Origin of the sequence: Streptomyces sp. 2-1, assembly GCF_048564895.1 — a bacterium.
GTDB lineage: Bacteria > Actinomycetota > Actinomycetes > Streptomycetales > Streptomycetaceae > Streptomyces > Streptomyces phaeochromogenes.
In genome coordinates, this window is record NZ_CP183383.1 from 962,989 (window position 1) to 980,268 (window position 17,280).

Genomic DNA, 17,280 nt, shown 5'->3' on the forward strand with positions numbered 1-17,280 from the left:
CAGATGTGAATGGCCCAGTCTCCCGTGGCAGTTGGGCGCTCAGCGTCGCCGGTAGAGCGTGATCGAGTGGCCGACGTCGTCGAGGGGTGTGCTGGTGTCGAGCAGCGCGGCCAGCCGCCCGTCGGCCTTGGCCGCCGAGGAGTTGGACACGACGAGCAGCCCGTGCACCTCGCCCAGCGGGGCTTTGAGCGGGTTGGCCGAGTTGATTCCGTAGTACGCGGGCACACCCGCGCCCTTGTAGACGAGCCACGCCCGCTCGCCCGGGTGGTCCCGGTGGAGGCGAGCGGCGAGGCGGCCGAGGTCCTGCCCCCAGTCGACGTTCGAGTCGTGCAGCCGCAGATGGGTCTTCGAGGGCCCGCCGAACGCCTCGTTGGAGTACGGCAGGTAGTACGGAAACGTCCGCAGCGAACTGACGGCCACGAAGCACACCAGCGCGGCCGTCACGCCGTACACCCACCGGCGGCGCAGGAGCGTGACTCCGGCGGCGGCGACCGCCGCGAACATCGGTACGAAGATGGCGTACCGGACGCCCAGGTCGCGGGCGCCGTTCATGGACACGGCCAGCAGCAGGCCCGCGGGGACGAGCACGTACGGCGCCGCGGGCCGCAGTCGACGCATGGCCAGGACCGCGACGGCGCCGGCGAGCCACAGGGCGAGCATGCCGAGCGGAGTCTTCACCAGGAGCGCGGCCGGCAGGTAGTACCAGAGCGAGCCCTCGTACAGCCGGCCGAACAGGAAGCCCTGCCAGATGTCGTACTCGAAGCCGAACTGGATGCGCATGCCGTCCCGGTACGCCTCCGGGAAGGGCAGCCATGCGGCGACACGGCCGCGCATGCCGCGGATGTCCGGCACGTTCTCGGGCTGGGTCCAGCGCAGCCGGGGGTCGACGACGAGGTAGGTGGCCCACACGACGGCGACCGCCACGAGCGCCATGCCGACGGCGACCGCGGCGCCCTGCGCGAGGATCCGCAGCCGTTCGCGTGTGTCGAGCCCGGGTGTCCGGCGGGCGTACCAGAACGACAGGACGGCCAGCAGCATCAGGACCGGAACCACCGCGAGCATGCTCATCTTCGTGGCCACGGCCGCGCCCAGCGCCACCCCGGCGAGCGGGAGGCAGAGGTGGGGCCGTTGCCGCGCCCGCCACAGCAGCCAGACGGAGGTGAGCAGGAAGCCGGCCGCGGGGACGTCGAGTGTGGCCAGCGATCCGTTCGCGATGACGTCCGGCGAGAACGCGTACAGGGCGAGGGCCACCAACCCGCCCGCCGGACCCGTGAGATCGCGGGCGAACGCGAGGACCACGAGCCCGAACAGCAGCGTCAGCACGATCACCGGGAGCCGTGCCCACAGCATGAGCCGCTCCGGATCGTTGCCCGACTCGTACAGCACGCTGCGTCCCAGGGCCATCTGGCTGCCGACGAAATCGGAGTCGAGGTGCGCGTCGGTGAACACCAGCCCGGAGGCGATGATCAGCTTGCCCAGGGGCGGGTGTTCGGGGTTGTAACGGAGGCTGTGCTCCTTGAGGTAGACCTCGGCCGTGGCCACGTACACGGGCTCGTCGATGGTCGGGGTCTGTTCGACGGCCGTGGTGACCATCGCGACCGTCATCTGGGCCAGGAGCGCGACGACGGCCAGCACGTAAAGCGAACGCCGGTGCCGCAGAAAGCGCTTGAGTCCATCGAATCGGCCTGGCCACCCGCCCGTTGCCTTCGGTGCGGGCAGGTCGGGGGCGGTGTGCTCGTCACCGTCGAGCCCGGCGGTCCGCGGCGCGCTCATGGGGCCCACCTTCCCATCAACCCCACCCTGCGTGGCGCACTTTTCCGACGCGAGGCCCAAGTGTTGGGCCGTCCTTAACCAATGTGACGCCTGCGGCCTCTTGGCACGCGAGTGAAAACCCGGGACTCTGAACTGCACATGTCACAAAGGGCGTTGGCCTGCGCAGGGCCGATCAGGAGGACACTTTGAACGGCAGTCCCGCATCGAAGCTTTCCGGATCCCGGCGTCTGCGCCGGAGGTCACTCGGCGTCCTCGCGGGCGCCGCCGCTCTGGTCTTCGTCTTCCCGTCCACGGCCCTGGCGGCCCCGCCCGGCGCACTGCCCGCCAACGCCGACGGGCTGGACCAGACGTTCCAGCCCGCCTACGACTACGACACGGACGGCTGCTACTCGACGCCCGCGATCGGCCCCGGCGGCGTCGTCAACGGCGGCCTCAACCCGAGCGGCGCCCTCAACGGCCAGTGCCGTGACGCCTCGGACCTCGACAACACCAACGGCTACTCGCGCTCCAAGTGCAACAACGGCTGGTGCGCGATCGTGTACGCCCTCTACTTCGAGAAGGACCAGGCGCTGGCCGGCAGCAGCCTCGGCGGACACCGGCACGACTGGGAGCACGTCGTGGTCTGGGTGCAGAACAACGTGGCCGAGTACGTCTCGACCTCCAATCACGGCTCGTTCACGGTCCACAACCGCTCGGCGATCCGCTGGGACGGGACGCACCCGAAGATCGTCTACCACAAGGACGGAATCAGCACGCACTGCTTCCGCGCCGCGACCTCCGGCGACGAGCCGCCGGAGAACCACAAGGGGACCTGGCAGTACCCGCCGCTGGTCGGCTGGAACGGCTATCCCGCGGGCGTGCGCGACACGCTGACCTCGTACAACTTCGGCAGTGCCACGCTCGGCATCAAGGACAGCACGTTCAACTCGCACCTGTCCTCGGCCAAGCCGTCCGGGATCGCGTTCGACCCCAACGCCTGACCTGACGTCACGCGGAAGGCCCGCCCCCGTCGCCCTGTGACGGCGACCTCCCGGCCCTGCCGGGAGCGTCGCCGTCGGGGCGGGCCGGCAGGACCCGGGCGGCGAAGGCGACGACGTCCTGGACGACCCGTTCCGGCTCCTCCCAGTACAGAAGGTGCCCGGCGCCCTCGTACACGACGAGGGCCGAGCCGTGGATCGCGTCGAGGATCCGCTGCTGGTCGGCGCGCGGCAGCACGCTGTCCGCGTCGCCCCAGATCACGAGCGTGGGTACGAGGATTCCCCGCAGTGTCGCGGCGAGGTCCGCCTCCAGCAGGCCGCGCATGGTCTCCTGCCACACAAGTGCGGGCACCTTGAGGTTCTCCTCGGCCATCGTCGCCAGGAGTCCGCGGCCCAGCGGCCGGTTCGCGAGGTCGCCGAGCAGGTCCTCCGCGAAGGCGCGCGGCACGGGGTCTTCGAGTGCCTGGACCTTCTCCCACAGAGCTGTGATGCCGGGCTTGTCGGCGAGTGTCGCGGGGACGCCCACCAGGACGAGGCCCGCCACCCGGTCGGGATGGCTGCCCGCCACCATCCGTGCGGCCACCCCGCCGCTCGACGCCCCGACCAGGACGGCCCGGCCGATTCCGGCCGCGTCGAGGAATTCCACCAGGTCGCCCGCGAAGTCCTCCGGCCGGTAGCCGTCCGGGGGCCGTTCGGCGTCGCCGTGGCCCCGCTGCGTGGGGGCGTATCCGTGCACCGCGGCGGGGAGCTGCCGGAGCAGCGGTTCGAACGTCCACCAGGAGTCCGCGAGGCCGTGCACGAAGACCACGGGAAGGCCGTCCGGATAGCCCGCCTCGGCATAGGGGAGCACCAGCCCGTTCCTCAGCTGGGCGGACTTCACCGCGATCGTGCTCACGGCGGCCCTCCTGACGTCGGTCGGCCCCCTCGCACGCGGACCCGCGGGGCGGCGCCACGATCTCTCTCATCGTAATGACGGGCACGGCGGACCGCCTGTCCGCGACGGGAAAGTCCGCCGCTCTCCCGGCCGCGCTCCCAGCCGCCTTCCCGGCCGCCCTCCCGGCTGTTCGCCGGCGACTTCTCAGCGAGCTTCCGGTGGCTCCTCCGGGTGCGCCGCCTTCAACTCCTTTCGGGCGAGGGGCGATTTCTTGCTGTCCTTGCTTCAGATCTTGACGAGCTTGGTTCAGACCTTTAGGTTCACCGATCGCTGAGGTCCCACGCATGCGCTCATCGTTCATATTCATGAACAGCGATTCTTCAACCCCCCACTCGCTCAGGAGAATCCGTGCTCAGATCGAAGAGATCACCCGGCCGTCGGATACCCACGCTCCTCGCCACCCTCGCCCTGGTGGCGTCGGCCGCGACCGCCGTGGCCGCCGCCCCGCCCACGGAAGCCGCTCAGGCCGCCGCCCTCCCCACCGGCTGGGCCACGGTCGTGAACGCGGGCAGCGGCAAGTGCGTGGACGCCCGCGCCGCCGGAACCGCCAACGGCACCGCCGTCCAGCAGTACGCGTGCAACAGCAGCCAGGCCCAGCAGTGGCAGCTCCGTGACACCTCCGACGGGCGGGTCCGCGTCGACAGCCGCGGCGACGCCACGAAGACCTGGGACGTCGCCGACGTGTCGGCCGCGGACGGCGCGGCCGTGCACCTGTGGACGTACGGCGGCGGCGCGAACCAGCAGTGGCAGGCCGTCGCGGAGAGCGCCGGGACCTATCACTTCGTGAACCGGCACAGCGGCAAGTGCCTCGACGTGCCGAGCGCCTCGACCGCCGACGGCACCCAGCTCCAGCAGTGGACCTGCAACGGCTCGGCCGCCCAGTCCTTCCACGTCAACCCGGTCGACGTCCAACAGCCGCCCGGGACACCGGACTTCGGCCCGAACGTGACCGTCTTCGACCCGTCCACCCCGGCCGCCACCGTCCAGAGCAGCCTCAACGCGGCCTTCGCGCAGCAGGAGACCAACCAGTTCGGCACGGCCCGCAAAGCCTTCCTCTTCAAGCCCGGAACGTACAACGCGGACGCCAACGTCGGCTTCTACACCCAGGTCGCAGGCCTCGGTCTCTCCCCCGACGACGTCACGATCCGCGGCGCGGTGCACGCCGAGGCCGACTGGTTCCAGGGCAACGCCACCCAGAACTTCTGGCGCTCCGCGGAGAACCTGTCCGTGACGCCGACCTCCGGCACCGACCGCTGGGCCGTCTCGCAGGCGGCCCCGTACCGGCGGATGCATCTTCGCGGCAACCTCCAGCTCGACGACGGCGGCTGGTCGAGCGGCGGCTACATGGCCGACACGAAGATCGACGGACAGGTCAGGTCGGGCTCGCAGCAGCAGTGGCTGTCACGCAACACCGAGTGGGCCGGCTGGACGGGCTCGAACTGGAACATGGTCTTCGTCGGCGCGCAGAACGCCCCGGCGACCACCTTCCCCAACCCCCCGTACACGACGGTCGACCAGACGCCCGTCTCCCGTGAGAAGCCCTTCCTGTACGTCGACACGGCCGGCGCCTACAAGGTGTTCGTGCCCTCCGTACGCACCAACTCGCGCGGCACCACCTGGGCGTCCGGCGCACCCGCGGGCGCCTCGCTGCCCCTGTCGGACTTCTTCGTCGTCAAGCCGGGCGCGACGGCGGCCCAGCTGAACGAGGCGCTCGCCCAGGGCAAGAACCTGCTGGTCACCCCTGGCGTCTACCACCTGAACCAGACCCTCAGGGTGACCCGCCCCGACACCGTCGTGCTCGGTCTGGGCCTCGCGACGCTCATCCCGGACAACGGCATCACCGCGATGACGGTCGCCGACGTGGACGGCGTCAAGCTCGCCGGGATCCTCGTCGACGCCGGAACGACCAACTCGGCGCAGCTCCTCGAGATGGGGCCGAGCGGCTCCTCCGCGGACCACGGCGCCAACCCGAGCTCCCTGCACGACGTGTTCTTCCGCGTCGGCGGCGCGGCCGTGGGCAAGGCCACCACCAGCCTCACGATCAACAGCGACGACGTCATCGGCGACCACCTGTGGATCTGGCGCGCCGACCACGGCAGCGGCGTCGGCTGGAACACCAACACCGCCGACACCGGGCTCGTGGTCAACGGCGACGACGTCACCATGTACGGCCTGTTCGTCGAGCACTACCAGAAGCACCAGACGATCTGGAACGGCAACGGCGGGCGGACGTACTTCTACCAGAACGAGATGCCGTACGACCCGCCCAACCAGGCGGCCTGGATGAACGGCTCCACCCAGGGCTACGCCGCCTACAAGGTCGCGAACTCAGTGACCAGCCACCAGGTGTACGGCTTCGGCAGCTACTGCTACTTCAACGTGAACCCGGGCGTCACCGCGGAGCACGCCATCGAGGCGCCCAACAACGCCAACGTGCGCTTCCGCAGCATGGTCACCGTCTCGCTCGGCGGCACCGGAACGATCCGGCACGTCATCAACGACCGCGGTGGCCCGTCGAACTCCGCCACCAACGTCGCCAACCTCGTCAGCCACCCGTGATCGTGAAAAGGCCTGTGATCGTGAAAAGGAAGGAACGTTCCATGCTCGGAATCAGATCCTCCGGTCCGGCGCGCGTCACTCCGCGGGTCCTCGCCCTACGAGTCCTCGTACTGCTCGCGACTCTGCTGGGCCTCGCCGCGCCGCCTGCCCAGGCGGCCTCCACGGCGGCCCCGTTCAAGGTGCTCGCCCTCTACAGCGGTACGTGGGACGCCGCGCACATCAGCTTCGTCCGCGAGGCCAACCAGTGGTTCCCGGCCCGGGCCGCCGAGAACGGCTTCACCTACACGTCGAGCACCGACTGGAACCTCCTGGCCAACGGGGGCGTGAACGCGTACCAGGTCGTGCTGTTCCTCGACGAACTGCCGCAGACCGCCAACCAGCGCGCGGGCTTCGAGCGGTACATGCGCGGGGGCGGCGGCTGGCTGGGCTTCCATGTCTCGGCGTTCACGACCGCGGCGCAGAACTGGCCCTGGTACCACCAGCAGTTCCTCGGCAGCGGGAACTTCAGGTCCAACACCTGGGGTCCGACGACCGCCGTCCTGCGGACCGAGGACCGCACGCACGCCTCGACCAGGAACCTGCCCGCCACGTTCACCTCGTCGGTCAGCGAGTGGTACAGCTGGTCCAACGACCTACGGCGGAATCCGGACATCAAGATCCTTGCGTCGGTCGACGCGAGCAGTTTCCCGCTGGGCACGGATCCCAACCAGACCTGGTACAGCGGGTACTACCCGATCCTGTGGACGAACGCGAAGTACCGCATGCTGTATGCAAACTTCGGCCACAACGCGATGGACTACGCCTCCAACACCCCGCTGTCCTCCACGTTCGCGAGTGCGACCCAGAACCGCTTTCTGCTCGACGGGCTGAAGTGGCTCGGCACCACCTGAACCGCTCTTTCCCGAAAGGACATCAAGCCAGGCGTTCGACGGTTCGTGCTCCACCCACCGCCGCCGTGGGCTAGATTTCGAACGCCTCGATTCCGGACTTCATCGGAGGGGCGCTCTGCGCGGAATTTCTGGAGCGGCACATGCACCCCTTGGAAGTAGTCAGACCGGCTCGGCCATTGATGCAGGGAGGGCTCGCGGACAGTCTCTTCGAGACGGCTGAACGCGATCCCACCCTGTCCCAACTGGCCCGTCGTTCGGACGCCGCTCCGGGGGCCTGGGAACCGGTGGCCGCGGTGGAGCTGCGGGACGAAGTCGTGGACGTGGCACGGGGCTTCATCGCCGCCGGAATCTTCCCGGGCCACCGCGTGGCCGTCATGGCGCGCACCCGCTACGAGTGGACCGTGCTCAGCTACGCGCTCTGGTCGGTGGGCGCCGAGATCGTGCCGATCTACCCGACGTCGTCGCACGAGCAGGTCGGCTGGATCCTCAAGGACGCCGGCTGTGTCGCCGTCGTGGTGGAGGACGAGCAGGGCATCATGACGGTCGGCTCCGTGTGCGCCTCGCTGCCGGCCCTGCAGCACGTCTGGCAGCTGGACTCCGGAGCCCTCACCGACCTGATGGAGCAGGGCCGTTCGGTACCCGTCACCACCGTCGAGTCGATGCGCCGGATCGTGCTGCCCGACTCGACCGCGGTCATCGCCTACACCTCGGGCACGACGGGACCTCCCAAGGGATGCGCCCTGAGCCATCGCAGCCTGGCGAGTTCCTGCGACACCCTGCTCGCCGGCTGGGGCCACACGGTGGCACCTCCAGGACAGCAGCCGGCCATCCTCGCCTTCCTGCCGTTCTCGCACGTGTACGGCCTCATGATCCAGGGGCTGTGCATGCGCGGCGGGATGCTGATGGGGCACGTGCCCGATCTGCGCCCGGAGACGCTGTCCGCCGCCCTCCTGTCCTTCCGGCCCACGTTCCTCTACGCCGTCCCGTCCGTCTTCGAGAAGATCTACAAGAATTTCCTGCGCAAGGCTCAGGAGGCGGGCCGCGGCGCCCTGTTCGAGCGCGCGGTCCGCACGGCGCAGGATTTCGCCGCGGCCTCCGAGCGGCAGCGGCTGGGAACGGGTCCGGGCCCCGGTTTCGATCTGCGGCTGCAACACGCCCTCTACGAGAAAACGGTGTACCGAAAGCTGCGTGCGGGGCTGGGCGGAAGAGTCCGCGGCGCGGTGTCGGGCGGCTCGCCCCTCAACCGTGAACTCGCCCTCTTCTACTCGGGAATCGGGATTTTCGTCCACGACGGATACGGGCTCACGGAAACCAGCGGAGGAATTACGGCTCAGCCGGTGGGCCGGGAGAAGTTCGGAACCGTCGGACGCCCCCTGCCCGACATGGAGGTCCACGTCGCCGAGGACGGGGAGATCCTGGTGCGGGGACCCTCGGTCTTCCAGGGCTACATCAACGACGAGGCGAGCACCCGGGCCGCGCTGTACAACGGCTGGCTGTCCACCGGCGACATCGGCCGGATCGACAGTGAGGGCTATCTCAGCATCACCGGGCGCAAGAAGGACATCGTCATCACGAGCAGCGGCAAGAGCGTGGCTCCCGCGGCTCTCGAAGAGCGGCTGCGGGTCCATCCGCTCATCCATCAGGCGGTCGTCGTGGGCGACAACCGGCCCTGTGTGGGAGCGCTGATCACCCTCGATCCGGACTTCCTGGCGCACTGGCGCTCGGTCCTCGCCATTCCGGGCGAGGTGCACGACCGCGAGATGCGCGAGGAGAACGCCCTGCGCGAAGAGGTCAAGCGTGCCGTCGCCGCGGCCAACAGCACCGTGTCGCGCTCGGAGTCTATCCGCGTGTACCGCGTGCTCCCCGAAGCGTTCGACCAGGCCAACGGCATGCTCACCCCCTCGATGAAGCTGCGCAGGGACGCCATCGCGGACCGCTACGCCGCCGAGATCGAGGCCATGTACCAATCGTCCTCGCGAGTCCCCCGTAGTCTCTCGGCCGGTGATCCCTACAGCTGGGACGACGCGGACAATGTCTTCAGGTGAGCTTCGTGTTCACCTGAAGACATTCGTACGACGCCTGACGTGGTCGGGTCCGGGAGACAGATATGCGACGAGTACACGGGGTCCGGCTGCCGGCGTTGGCCGGGGTGACGGCATTGCTGGCGGCCGTCGTGGCCTGTGGGAGCACGGAAGCGGGTGCCGGGGACGCCTCGCCCGGCTCCGACACCACCCAGGCCTCGCCCACCTCCCCCAGCACCCGCCCCTCGCCGTCGCACGCCCGCTTCGTCGAGGAGATCGAGTGGGCCGACGGGCGTCGCGTGGGCATGTACTACGCGGCGAAGCGCGGGCTCATGGAGCAGCACCAGGACACCGCGGGCGGGGCCTGGAGCAAGCCCCGCCTGGTGTACGCGACCAAGTCCGATCCGTGCCAGAGCATCATCCTCAAGGCGTTCGACGGCGGTACGGTCGCGGCCATCGCGAACTGGGGTCCCTACTGCTCCGACGGTGAACCGCCGATGGAGTCGATCGCCGCGGTCGGCACCAAGAACCTGTCGAAGTGGGACACGAAGCTCAAGGAGAGCTTCGACGGCTGGGCGAAGGTCGAGGCGTCGGACGGCGCCGAGCGCCTGACGTTCACCCGCTCGTCCACCGAGTGGCTGACCCGGCTGCGCTGGAGCCGGACGGACGGCTTCGGCGAGGTGGAGGAGACCCGCCGGTAGATCCACGGGGTCACCAACGACAGCCTCACCGCCCGGCCGGCTCTCCTCAGGAATTTGCGTCGTGCACGCTTCTTGACGCCTCTTGATCGAGAGACTTACTTTCGCAGCGATTAAAACGATTCAACCCACCAGGCCCCTCAGGGGGTCTCTTCGTGCTGCCCTCCGGGAGTGACAGGAACCATGGACGACCTCACCGCAGTTCACCGGCCGGGCATTCCACGCCGTACGCTGCTCGCCGCCGCCGCTGCCACGACGGCAGCGGCGGGTGCGCTCACCTGGGCGGGACCCGGGAGCGCCGCGGCCGCCTCCGCCACCGGGGCCTCCTCGGGCTTCGCCGAGCCGGGCCGCGCGGTGCGGCCGAAGTTCCGCTGGTGGTGGCCCGACGGCCTGGTGCGGCCCGACGAGATCAGACGGGAGATCGACCAGATCGCCGACGCGGGCTTCGGCGGCGCCGAGATAGCCGCCGTGCACCACAGCGTCGCCGACCCGTCGGTGCTGGACACCGAGCGCCACGGCTGGGGCAGCCCCTCCTGGGTCGCCGGTGTCGAGGCCGCACTGAGCCAGGCGGCCCGACGCGGCCTCACCATCGATCTCACCGTCGGCCCCGCGTGGCCCGCGGCGGTACCCGGCATCACCCCCGACAGCGAGGCCGCGGTCAAGGAACTCGCCCACGGGGCCGTCACGTTGGCCCCTGGTACCGCCTACTCCGGCCCGGTCCCCGAGCCCGTCCACGAGGCGGCGTCCGGCGTCACCGGGCAACGGCTGCTCCTGGTGCAGGCGGCGCGGGTGAACACCGCGAACTCCACCCGCAAGGAGACCGGCCTCGACCAGGACTCGGTCCGCGACCTCACCGCCGCCGTCTCCGACGGCACGATCGGCTGGACCGCGCCCGACGACGGCACCTGGGTCCTGATCGCGTACTGGGTGCGCGGCTCCGGCCAGACACCGGAGGCCGGCCCGCACACCGACCCGCCCTCCTACGTCGTCGACCACTTCAGCGCGGCCGGCACCCGAGCGGTGACCGACTTCTGGGAGGCCCACCTCCTCACCCCGGCGATCCGCCGCCTGCTCAAGGTCTCCGGCGGCGCGCTCTTCGAGGACTCCATCGAGCTGGAGACCGACGGGCTCCAGTGGACGCCCGGCCTGCCCGACGCGTTCCAGGAACACACCGGCCGTTCCCTGCTGCCGCTGCTGCCCGCCGTGATCCTCGACAACAGCAACCAGGTCTTCGCCTTCGAGGCCGCCGCCACCCGACAGATCCGGCACGACTTCTGGGAGACGGTCTCCACTCTCTTCAACAGGCACCACGTCGGGGCGCTGAGCACCTGGGCCCACTCGCTGGGCCTCCAACTGCGTTCCCAGCCGTACGGGTTGCAGACCGACGCCATCGCCTCGGCCGCGATCCTGGACATCGCCGAGGGCGAGTCCCTGGGCTTCAAGAACCTCGACGACTACCGCTGTCTGGCCGGCGGCCGTGACATGGCCGGGCACACCGTGCTCTCGTGCGAGGCGGGCGCCTACTCCGGCAGCGCCTACAGCACCACCTGGCAGCGGTTCCTGCGCACCATGGGCGGCGCCTACGCGGCCGGCGTCAACCAGACCGTCGTGCACGGCTTCTCCTACGCCGAGCTGCCGGGCGTCAACTGGCCGGGATACGCGGCCTTCACCCCGTACAGGGGCACGGTCGGCTACGGCGAGTCCTGGGGACCCCGCCATCCGACCTGGAAGCACGTGCCGGACGTCTCCGGCTACCTGGGGCGGGTCCACCAGGTGCTGCAGACCGGCCGGCCGAGAGCCGATGTGGCGGTGTTCCGGCAGACCGGCTACACCGCCACCGGCATCGGCGCCTCCTGGTTCACCGCCACGGGCATCACCATGGGCTGGACCCATCAGTTCCTCAGCGGCCCGCTGCTCGACCTGCCGGCCGCCACTGTGCGCAGGGGACGGCTCGCACCCGACGGCCCGGCCTACAAGGCACTGTTCGTCGAGGGTGACTTCTTCTACGGCTCCACGGTGACCCTTGCCCTGCGGGACGCCCGGGCCCTGCTGCGGCTCACCCGCGCCGGACTGCCGATCGTGCTGCTCGGGGCGTGGGACACCGTCGTGCCGTCCGGCGTCCCCGACAGCGGCGAGACCGACGAACTGCGTGCGGTGGTCGCGGAGTTGCTCACCCAGCCGCGGGTCCGTCGCGTCACCGACAAGACCGCGGTACCGGCCGCGCTCACCGAGCTCGGCGTAAGGCCCGACGTCGGGTACGCGTCCGCCTCCACTCTCCTCAACGCCCACCGGGTGGCCGACGGCGTCGACTACTACTACCTCTGCAACGGCAAGCACGCCGAGACCGTGAAGCCGCCGGTGGCCGCCATGGACCACGAGGTCACCCTGCGTCGCACGACGGCCAAGGGGGTGCCGTATCTGCTGGACCCGTGGACCGGCGGAGCCGAGCGCATCGCCCGGTACACGGAGGACGGCGACACGGTCACCGTGCGGGTCGCCCTGCAGCCCGCGGAGACCCTCGTCGTGGCGATCGGCCGCCCCGGCCTCTTCGGCGACCGCAACGGCGGCCGCCCGCACGCGGTCGCCAGCGAGGCCGAAGAGGTGCGCTTCACGGACGCCGGGCTCACCGTCCGCGCCACGACGGCGGGCACGTACCGGACCGATCTGTCCCACGGACGCACGGTGCGTACGTCCCTCAAGGACGTGCCCGAGCCGACGGAACTCACCTCCTGGCGCCTGCGCGTACAGGACTGGCGGCCCGGCGCCACGGCCGCCGGAACCACCGTCGTCGAGCACGACCTGACCCTGGACGCCCTGGTGCCCTGGTCGCAGATACCGGAACTGGCCGACGTCTCGGGCATCGGCCGCTACCGCACCACGGTCACGCTCGGGGACGCCTGGACGGGCGGCCGCGGCGCACGCCTCGAACTGGGCGCCGTCACCGACACCTGCCGCGTCACCGTCAACGGCCACCGCCTCGACCCGGTCGACCAGATCCACCCGGTGGTGGACTTCGGTGGCCTGCTCCGCCGCGGGCAGAACGTCATCGAGGTCGAGGTGGCGACCCCGCTCGCCAACCGGCTGCGGGTCAGCGATCCCGGGGTGTACGGCGGTCTGGCACGGCAGGCGTACGGGCTGATGGGGCCGGTACGCCTCGTGCCGTACGGAGAAGCCCGCGTCGGCACGCCCACTCGCTAGAAGCTCGCCGTGGTGTTCCGGAGGCCGGGCTCCCCCTGCCCCGGCCTCCGGAACCCCACTCGTCCGGCACTGTCCCCCGTCCGGTGTCGGCGGGCCGGCACCGCGGAACGTTCCCCCGTTGTTCCCCCGTGCTCCCCCGTACGCCCACGTCGGTCGCACCGGCCCGCCATGACCTCAGCCTTCAGGTTCGGGCCATTGTCCGGCAGTCCCCTGTCGCCACTTCAGACAATTTCCCGGCGCGAGTGGTGCGTTCTCGCCATGCCCCTTTCCCCACCGCCGCCAGGATTCGTAGCGTGCGGGGCGAACGGTGCACACAGCGACGGGGGATGCGATGGGACGTCGTGAGCGGCCACTGGACCCGGCCGACGGACCTGTCGCGCAATTCGCTTACGAGCTGCGGAAGTTGCGCCGGGAGGCGGGCGGGATCACCTACCGCGCGATGGCCAGGCAGGCGCACTACTCAGCGGCCACGCTCGCGCACGCGGCGGCCGGGGAGCGGCTCGCCTCGCTGCCGGTGGCCCTCGCCTATGCCGAGGCGTGCGGCGGGGACCGCGACGAGTGGGAGCGACGGTGGCACCAGGCCGCCCAGGACACGGCCGAGGAGAGCCGCGCGGCCGACGACGACGCGGAGGCTCCCTACCCCGGTCTGACCCGCTTCGAGGCGAGCGACAGCGAACGCTTCTTCGGCCGGGACCACCTCGTCGGCCAACTCGTCGACCTGGTCCGGGAGAAGGACTTCGTCGTCCTGACGGGCCCGTCCGGCAGCGGCAAGTCCTCACTGCTGCGCGCCGGCCTCATCCCGCGCCTCCAGAAGAGCGACCCGCCGCGCGTCCGGCCCGCGACGATCCGGATCCTCACCCCGGGACCGCACCCGGCGCGCACCCACGCCGACGTCCTGGATCCGGGCAACACCCGCCCCGGGACCGTCATCGTGGTCGACCAGTTCGAGGAACTCTTCACCCTCTGCGCCGATCCCGCCGAGCGAAAAGGCTTCCTCGACCTGCTGTTCACCGCCGTCCGACCCGATCACGGCAGCCGCGTCGTCGTCGCGGTCCGCGCCGACTTCTACGGCCACTGCGCCCGGTACCGCCGGCTCGCGCAGGCCGCACAGGAGGCGACGCTCCTGGTGGCTCCCATGAGTACGGAGGAGCTGCGCGAGACGATCGTGAAACCGGCCGCGCTCGGGGGTCTGATCGTCGAGCGGACGCTGACCTCGCGGATCGTCGCCGAGGTCCAGGACGAGCCCGGTGGCCTGCCCCTCATGTCGCACGCCCTGCTGGAAACCTGGCGCAGACGCCGGGGCAGAGCGCTGGGCGAGGCCGCGTACGACGCGGCGGGAGGCATCCACGGGGCGATCGCCCGCACCGCCGAGGAACTCTACGAGAGCCTCAGGGGCGGGCAGGCCGACACCGCCCGTCGCATCCTGCTCCGCCTGGTGAGCCCGGGTCAGGGGACCGGGGACACGCGCCGTCCGACCCGGCGCACGGAGCTCACCGCGCTGGGCGGCGGCACGGACGCCGACACGGATGTCGTACTCGAACGGCTCGCCCGCGCCCGTCTCATCACGCTCGACGAGGACACCGTCGACCTCGCCCACGAGGCCGTGCTCACCGCATGGCCCCGGCTGCGCACCTGGATCGACGAGGACCGCGAGCGGCTCAGGTCCCAGCACCGGCTCACCGAGGCGGCGGCCACCTGGCACGACCTCGGACGGGACGCGGGCTCCCTCTACCGGGGCGTACGGCTGTCCACCACCGAGGAGCAGTTCGGCGCCACGGACGATCTCACCCCGCTGGAACGGGAGTTCCTCGACGCCGGCCTCGACGCCCGCCGGGGCGAGCAGCGAGGCCGCAGGACCCGTACGGTCATCCTGTCCGTCCTCGTCGTGCTCAGCCTTGTCGCGGCGCTCGTCGCCTGGCAGCAGAACCAGTCGGGCGAACGGCGGCGGATCGAGGCGGAGGCCCGTCGGCTCGTCGGAGTCGCGGAGAGTCTGCGCCTGTCCGACCCGGTCACGGCGATGCGGCTGAGCCTCGCCGCGTGGCGTGTCGCCGACCTTCCCGAGACACGCTCCGCGCTGCTCGGCGCAGCGGCGCAGCGGAACCAGGACGTGTTCACCGATCCCGACGGCACCGACGAGACCATGCGGCATCTCAGCGCCGACGGCCGCACGCTCCTCAGCGTCGGCACCGATCGGGTGACCCGGTGGGACGTGGGGACAGGACGGCGTACGGCCACCTGGCCCGGGCTCGGCGGGGCCGCGAAGGACGTGGGGTTCATCCGGGCGGACGCGTCATGGATCCCCGAGTTCGACAAGGGAAGGGCCGCGCTGCGGAACCTCGCCACGGGGCGCCGGGATGGGACGCCGCTGGCGGTCGCCGACGGCGGTGTCGAGATGGGGCCGAGCGGTCGCAGCCTCCTCGTCTACCACGCCGAGCGATCCGAGCGCCGGGTGCAGCTGTGGGACGCCCGGTCCCGGCGGAAGCTCCTGGAGATCACGCGCGACACTGACCCGAAGACGGACGGGGCGACCGGCGCCCAGATCGAGTGGGCGAGACTCACGGCCCACATGAACCGGCAGCGGAAGGACGGCCGAGGTACGGCCCTGACGGACGACCCCGCCTTCACGGATGCCGCGGTCAGCGCGGACGACCGTCTGCTGGCCCTGTGCGTCCCGGGTGAGCGCTTCGAGTTGTGGGATGTCACCGAGAAGCGCCGCCTTCCCGCGCCCTGGCTGCCCAGGGCGACCATCGAGCAGTGCGTCAAGGAACGGATCGAGTTCACACCCGACGGCCGGTATCTGGGGCTGATCGACACCACCGGATTCCGGGCGTGGGAGGTCGCATCGGGCAAGGAGCTGCCCGCTGTCGCGTACCCCGGCCTGAAGGTCGCTCAACTCAGCGCGGACGGCGCCTTCTTGGTGGCGTCGGACGGCGAGGAGATCCTGGTCTGGCGGACGGACTCACCCGACTTCCCGGTCGTACGGCACCAGCTGGCCGGCGAGACCGTCCAGGAGATCCGGATCGACACGGAGGCGGGCATCGTCCGGTACCTCGGCGGCCCGGAGGGCTCATGGGGACCCGCCGTCCACACACTGAACGTGGGCAGCGCGGTGAACACCCGCTGGGATCAGTCCCCCGCCCTGGCCGTCGAGTTCGGCCCTGACGGCAGGACGCTCGCCACGGCCCGCCCGACCAAGGACGGGACGTACCTTCGGTTCCGCCTGGTCGACGGACGTACGGGACGACTGCTGGCCGAACCTCCGCGGATACCGTGCCGACCCCCCTCGAAGGATGTGCTGTTCCCCAGCTGCGACGCCCTCCTCGCCTTCGATTCCACCGGCAGGACGCTCGCGTACGGCGTGGTGAACTACGAGTCGGCGCCCACGGCGACGCAGCTGTCCCTCTACGACATCCCGCGGCGACGCGTCACCACCACCCTGGACAGCGACGCGCTGGGCATGGGCGCCCTGACCGACATCGCCTTCGGCGCCGACGACCGGTCGCTGCTCCTCTCCCCGCTGCCCGGGTCCGTACCCGAGACCACCCGCATCTGGGACCTGCGCCGCCGGACCACGACCGGCACGCTCCCCGGCTCCGTCGGCGCGGTGACCTCACATCCCGACGGCGACCTGCTCGTCACCGAGCGCGGCCAGGCCTATCGCATGCCCGCGGGCACCCGGCTGCCGTCAGTCAGAAGCCCCGGCAGGTCCACGGCTCTGGCGTTCAGCCCGGACGGTGATCATCTGGCCGTCGGTGACGGCTCCGGCCGGGTCGTCCTCTGGGACGGGCGCCTCGGCCGACGGCTCGGTGTCCTCGCCGACCCGGACACGACCACCTACCAGTACGTGTCGGCCCTGACCTTCTCCCCCGACGGCCGCACCCTCGCCGTCGCGGGCGACGAGGGCACCCTCCAACTCTGGGACGTCTCCTCCCGCCGACGGATCGGATCCGCACTCGTCACACCGGGCGACACTGTCCGCGCACTGGCGTTCGGCACCGACAGCGGCACCCTCTACGCCGCCGGGGACCACGCCCCCTTGCAGACGTACGAGATCACCCCGGACCGTGCGGCGGGGACCGTCTGCCGTCGCGTGACCACCGGGCTGTCGCGGGAGGACTGGGACCGTTACGTCCAGGGCGTGGCCTACAGACGGAGTTGCCCGAGTGGCTAGACGGACCGTCGGGGCGCCCCCGGCGAGGAACGCCACCGGCCCGCGACCGCCTGAGCGGT

8 protein-coding genes and 1 pseudogene are annotated in these 17,280 nt (G+C 70.7%); 7 read left to right on the forward strand and 2 right to left on the reverse strand.

Annotated elements, in window-relative coordinates:
* Window positions 1-39: 39 nt before the first annotated feature.
* On the reverse strand, window positions 40-1,773 hold the full coding sequence (locus ACN20J_RS04425; protein ID WP_419665283.1) for a phospholipid carrier-dependent glycosyltransferase: 1,734 nt from the start codon (window positions 1,771-1,773) through the stop codon (window positions 40-42).
* Window positions 1,774-1,958: 185 nt separating this feature from the next.
* On the opposite strand from ACN20J_RS04425, the gene ACN20J_RS04430 reads away from it, so the two are divergent.
* Window positions 1,959-2,753, forward strand: coding sequence for an NPP1 family protein (locus ACN20J_RS04430; RefSeq protein ID WP_189841724.1), 795 nt, complete (start codon window positions 1,959-1,961; stop codon window positions 2,751-2,753).
* 7 nt (window positions 2,754-2,760) lie between these two features.
* On the opposite strand, the gene ACN20J_RS04435 is transcribed toward ACN20J_RS04430, so the two are convergent.
* The gene (locus tag ACN20J_RS04435; RefSeq protein WP_419665284.1) at window positions 2,761-3,645 is read right to left on the reverse strand and encodes an alpha/beta fold hydrolase; all 885 of its coding nucleotides are present in this window, start codon (window positions 3,643-3,645) and stop codon (window positions 2,761-2,763) included.
* 387 nt (window positions 3,646-4,032) lie between these two features.
* Between ACN20J_RS04435 and ACN20J_RS04440 the strand changes: the two genes are divergently transcribed.
* From ACN20J_RS04440 to ACN20J_RS04465, 6 genes and pseudogenes are all read left to right on the forward strand, one after another.
* Window positions 4,033-6,243, forward strand: coding sequence for an RICIN domain-containing protein (locus ACN20J_RS04440; protein ID WP_419665285.1), 2,211 nt, complete (start codon window positions 4,033-4,035; stop codon window positions 6,241-6,243).
* Between the two features lie 41 nt (window positions 6,244-6,284).
* Window positions 6,285-7,124 (forward strand): annotated as a pseudogene (locus tag ACN20J_RS04445) (ThuA domain-containing protein); the annotation flags it as partial.
* Between the two features lie 188 nt (window positions 7,125-7,312).
* Complete coding sequence (locus ACN20J_RS04450; RefSeq protein WP_246575539.1) at window positions 7,313-9,178, forward strand: AMP-dependent synthetase/ligase; 1,866 nt, start codon at window positions 7,313-7,315, stop codon at window positions 9,176-9,178.
* 62 nt (window positions 9,179-9,240) lie between these two features.
* Window positions 9,241-9,855: a hypothetical protein gene (locus ACN20J_RS04455; RefSeq protein ID WP_361914901.1), complete on the forward strand. Its 615-nt coding sequence runs from the start codon at window positions 9,241-9,243 to the stop codon at window positions 9,853-9,855.
* A 180-nt stretch (window positions 9,856-10,035) separates the two neighbouring features.
* Window positions 10,036-13,050 (forward strand): glycosyl hydrolase, encoded by a 3,015-nt coding sequence (locus tag ACN20J_RS04460; RefSeq protein ID WP_419665286.1) that lies wholly within the window; start codon window positions 10,036-10,038, stop codon window positions 13,048-13,050.
* Window positions 13,051-13,381: 331 nt separating this feature from the next.
* Complete coding sequence (locus ACN20J_RS04465; RefSeq protein ID WP_419665287.1) at window positions 13,382-17,221, forward strand: helix-turn-helix domain-containing protein; 3,840 nt, start codon at window positions 13,382-13,384, stop codon at window positions 17,219-17,221.
* Window positions 17,222-17,280 lie beyond the last annotated feature (59 nt).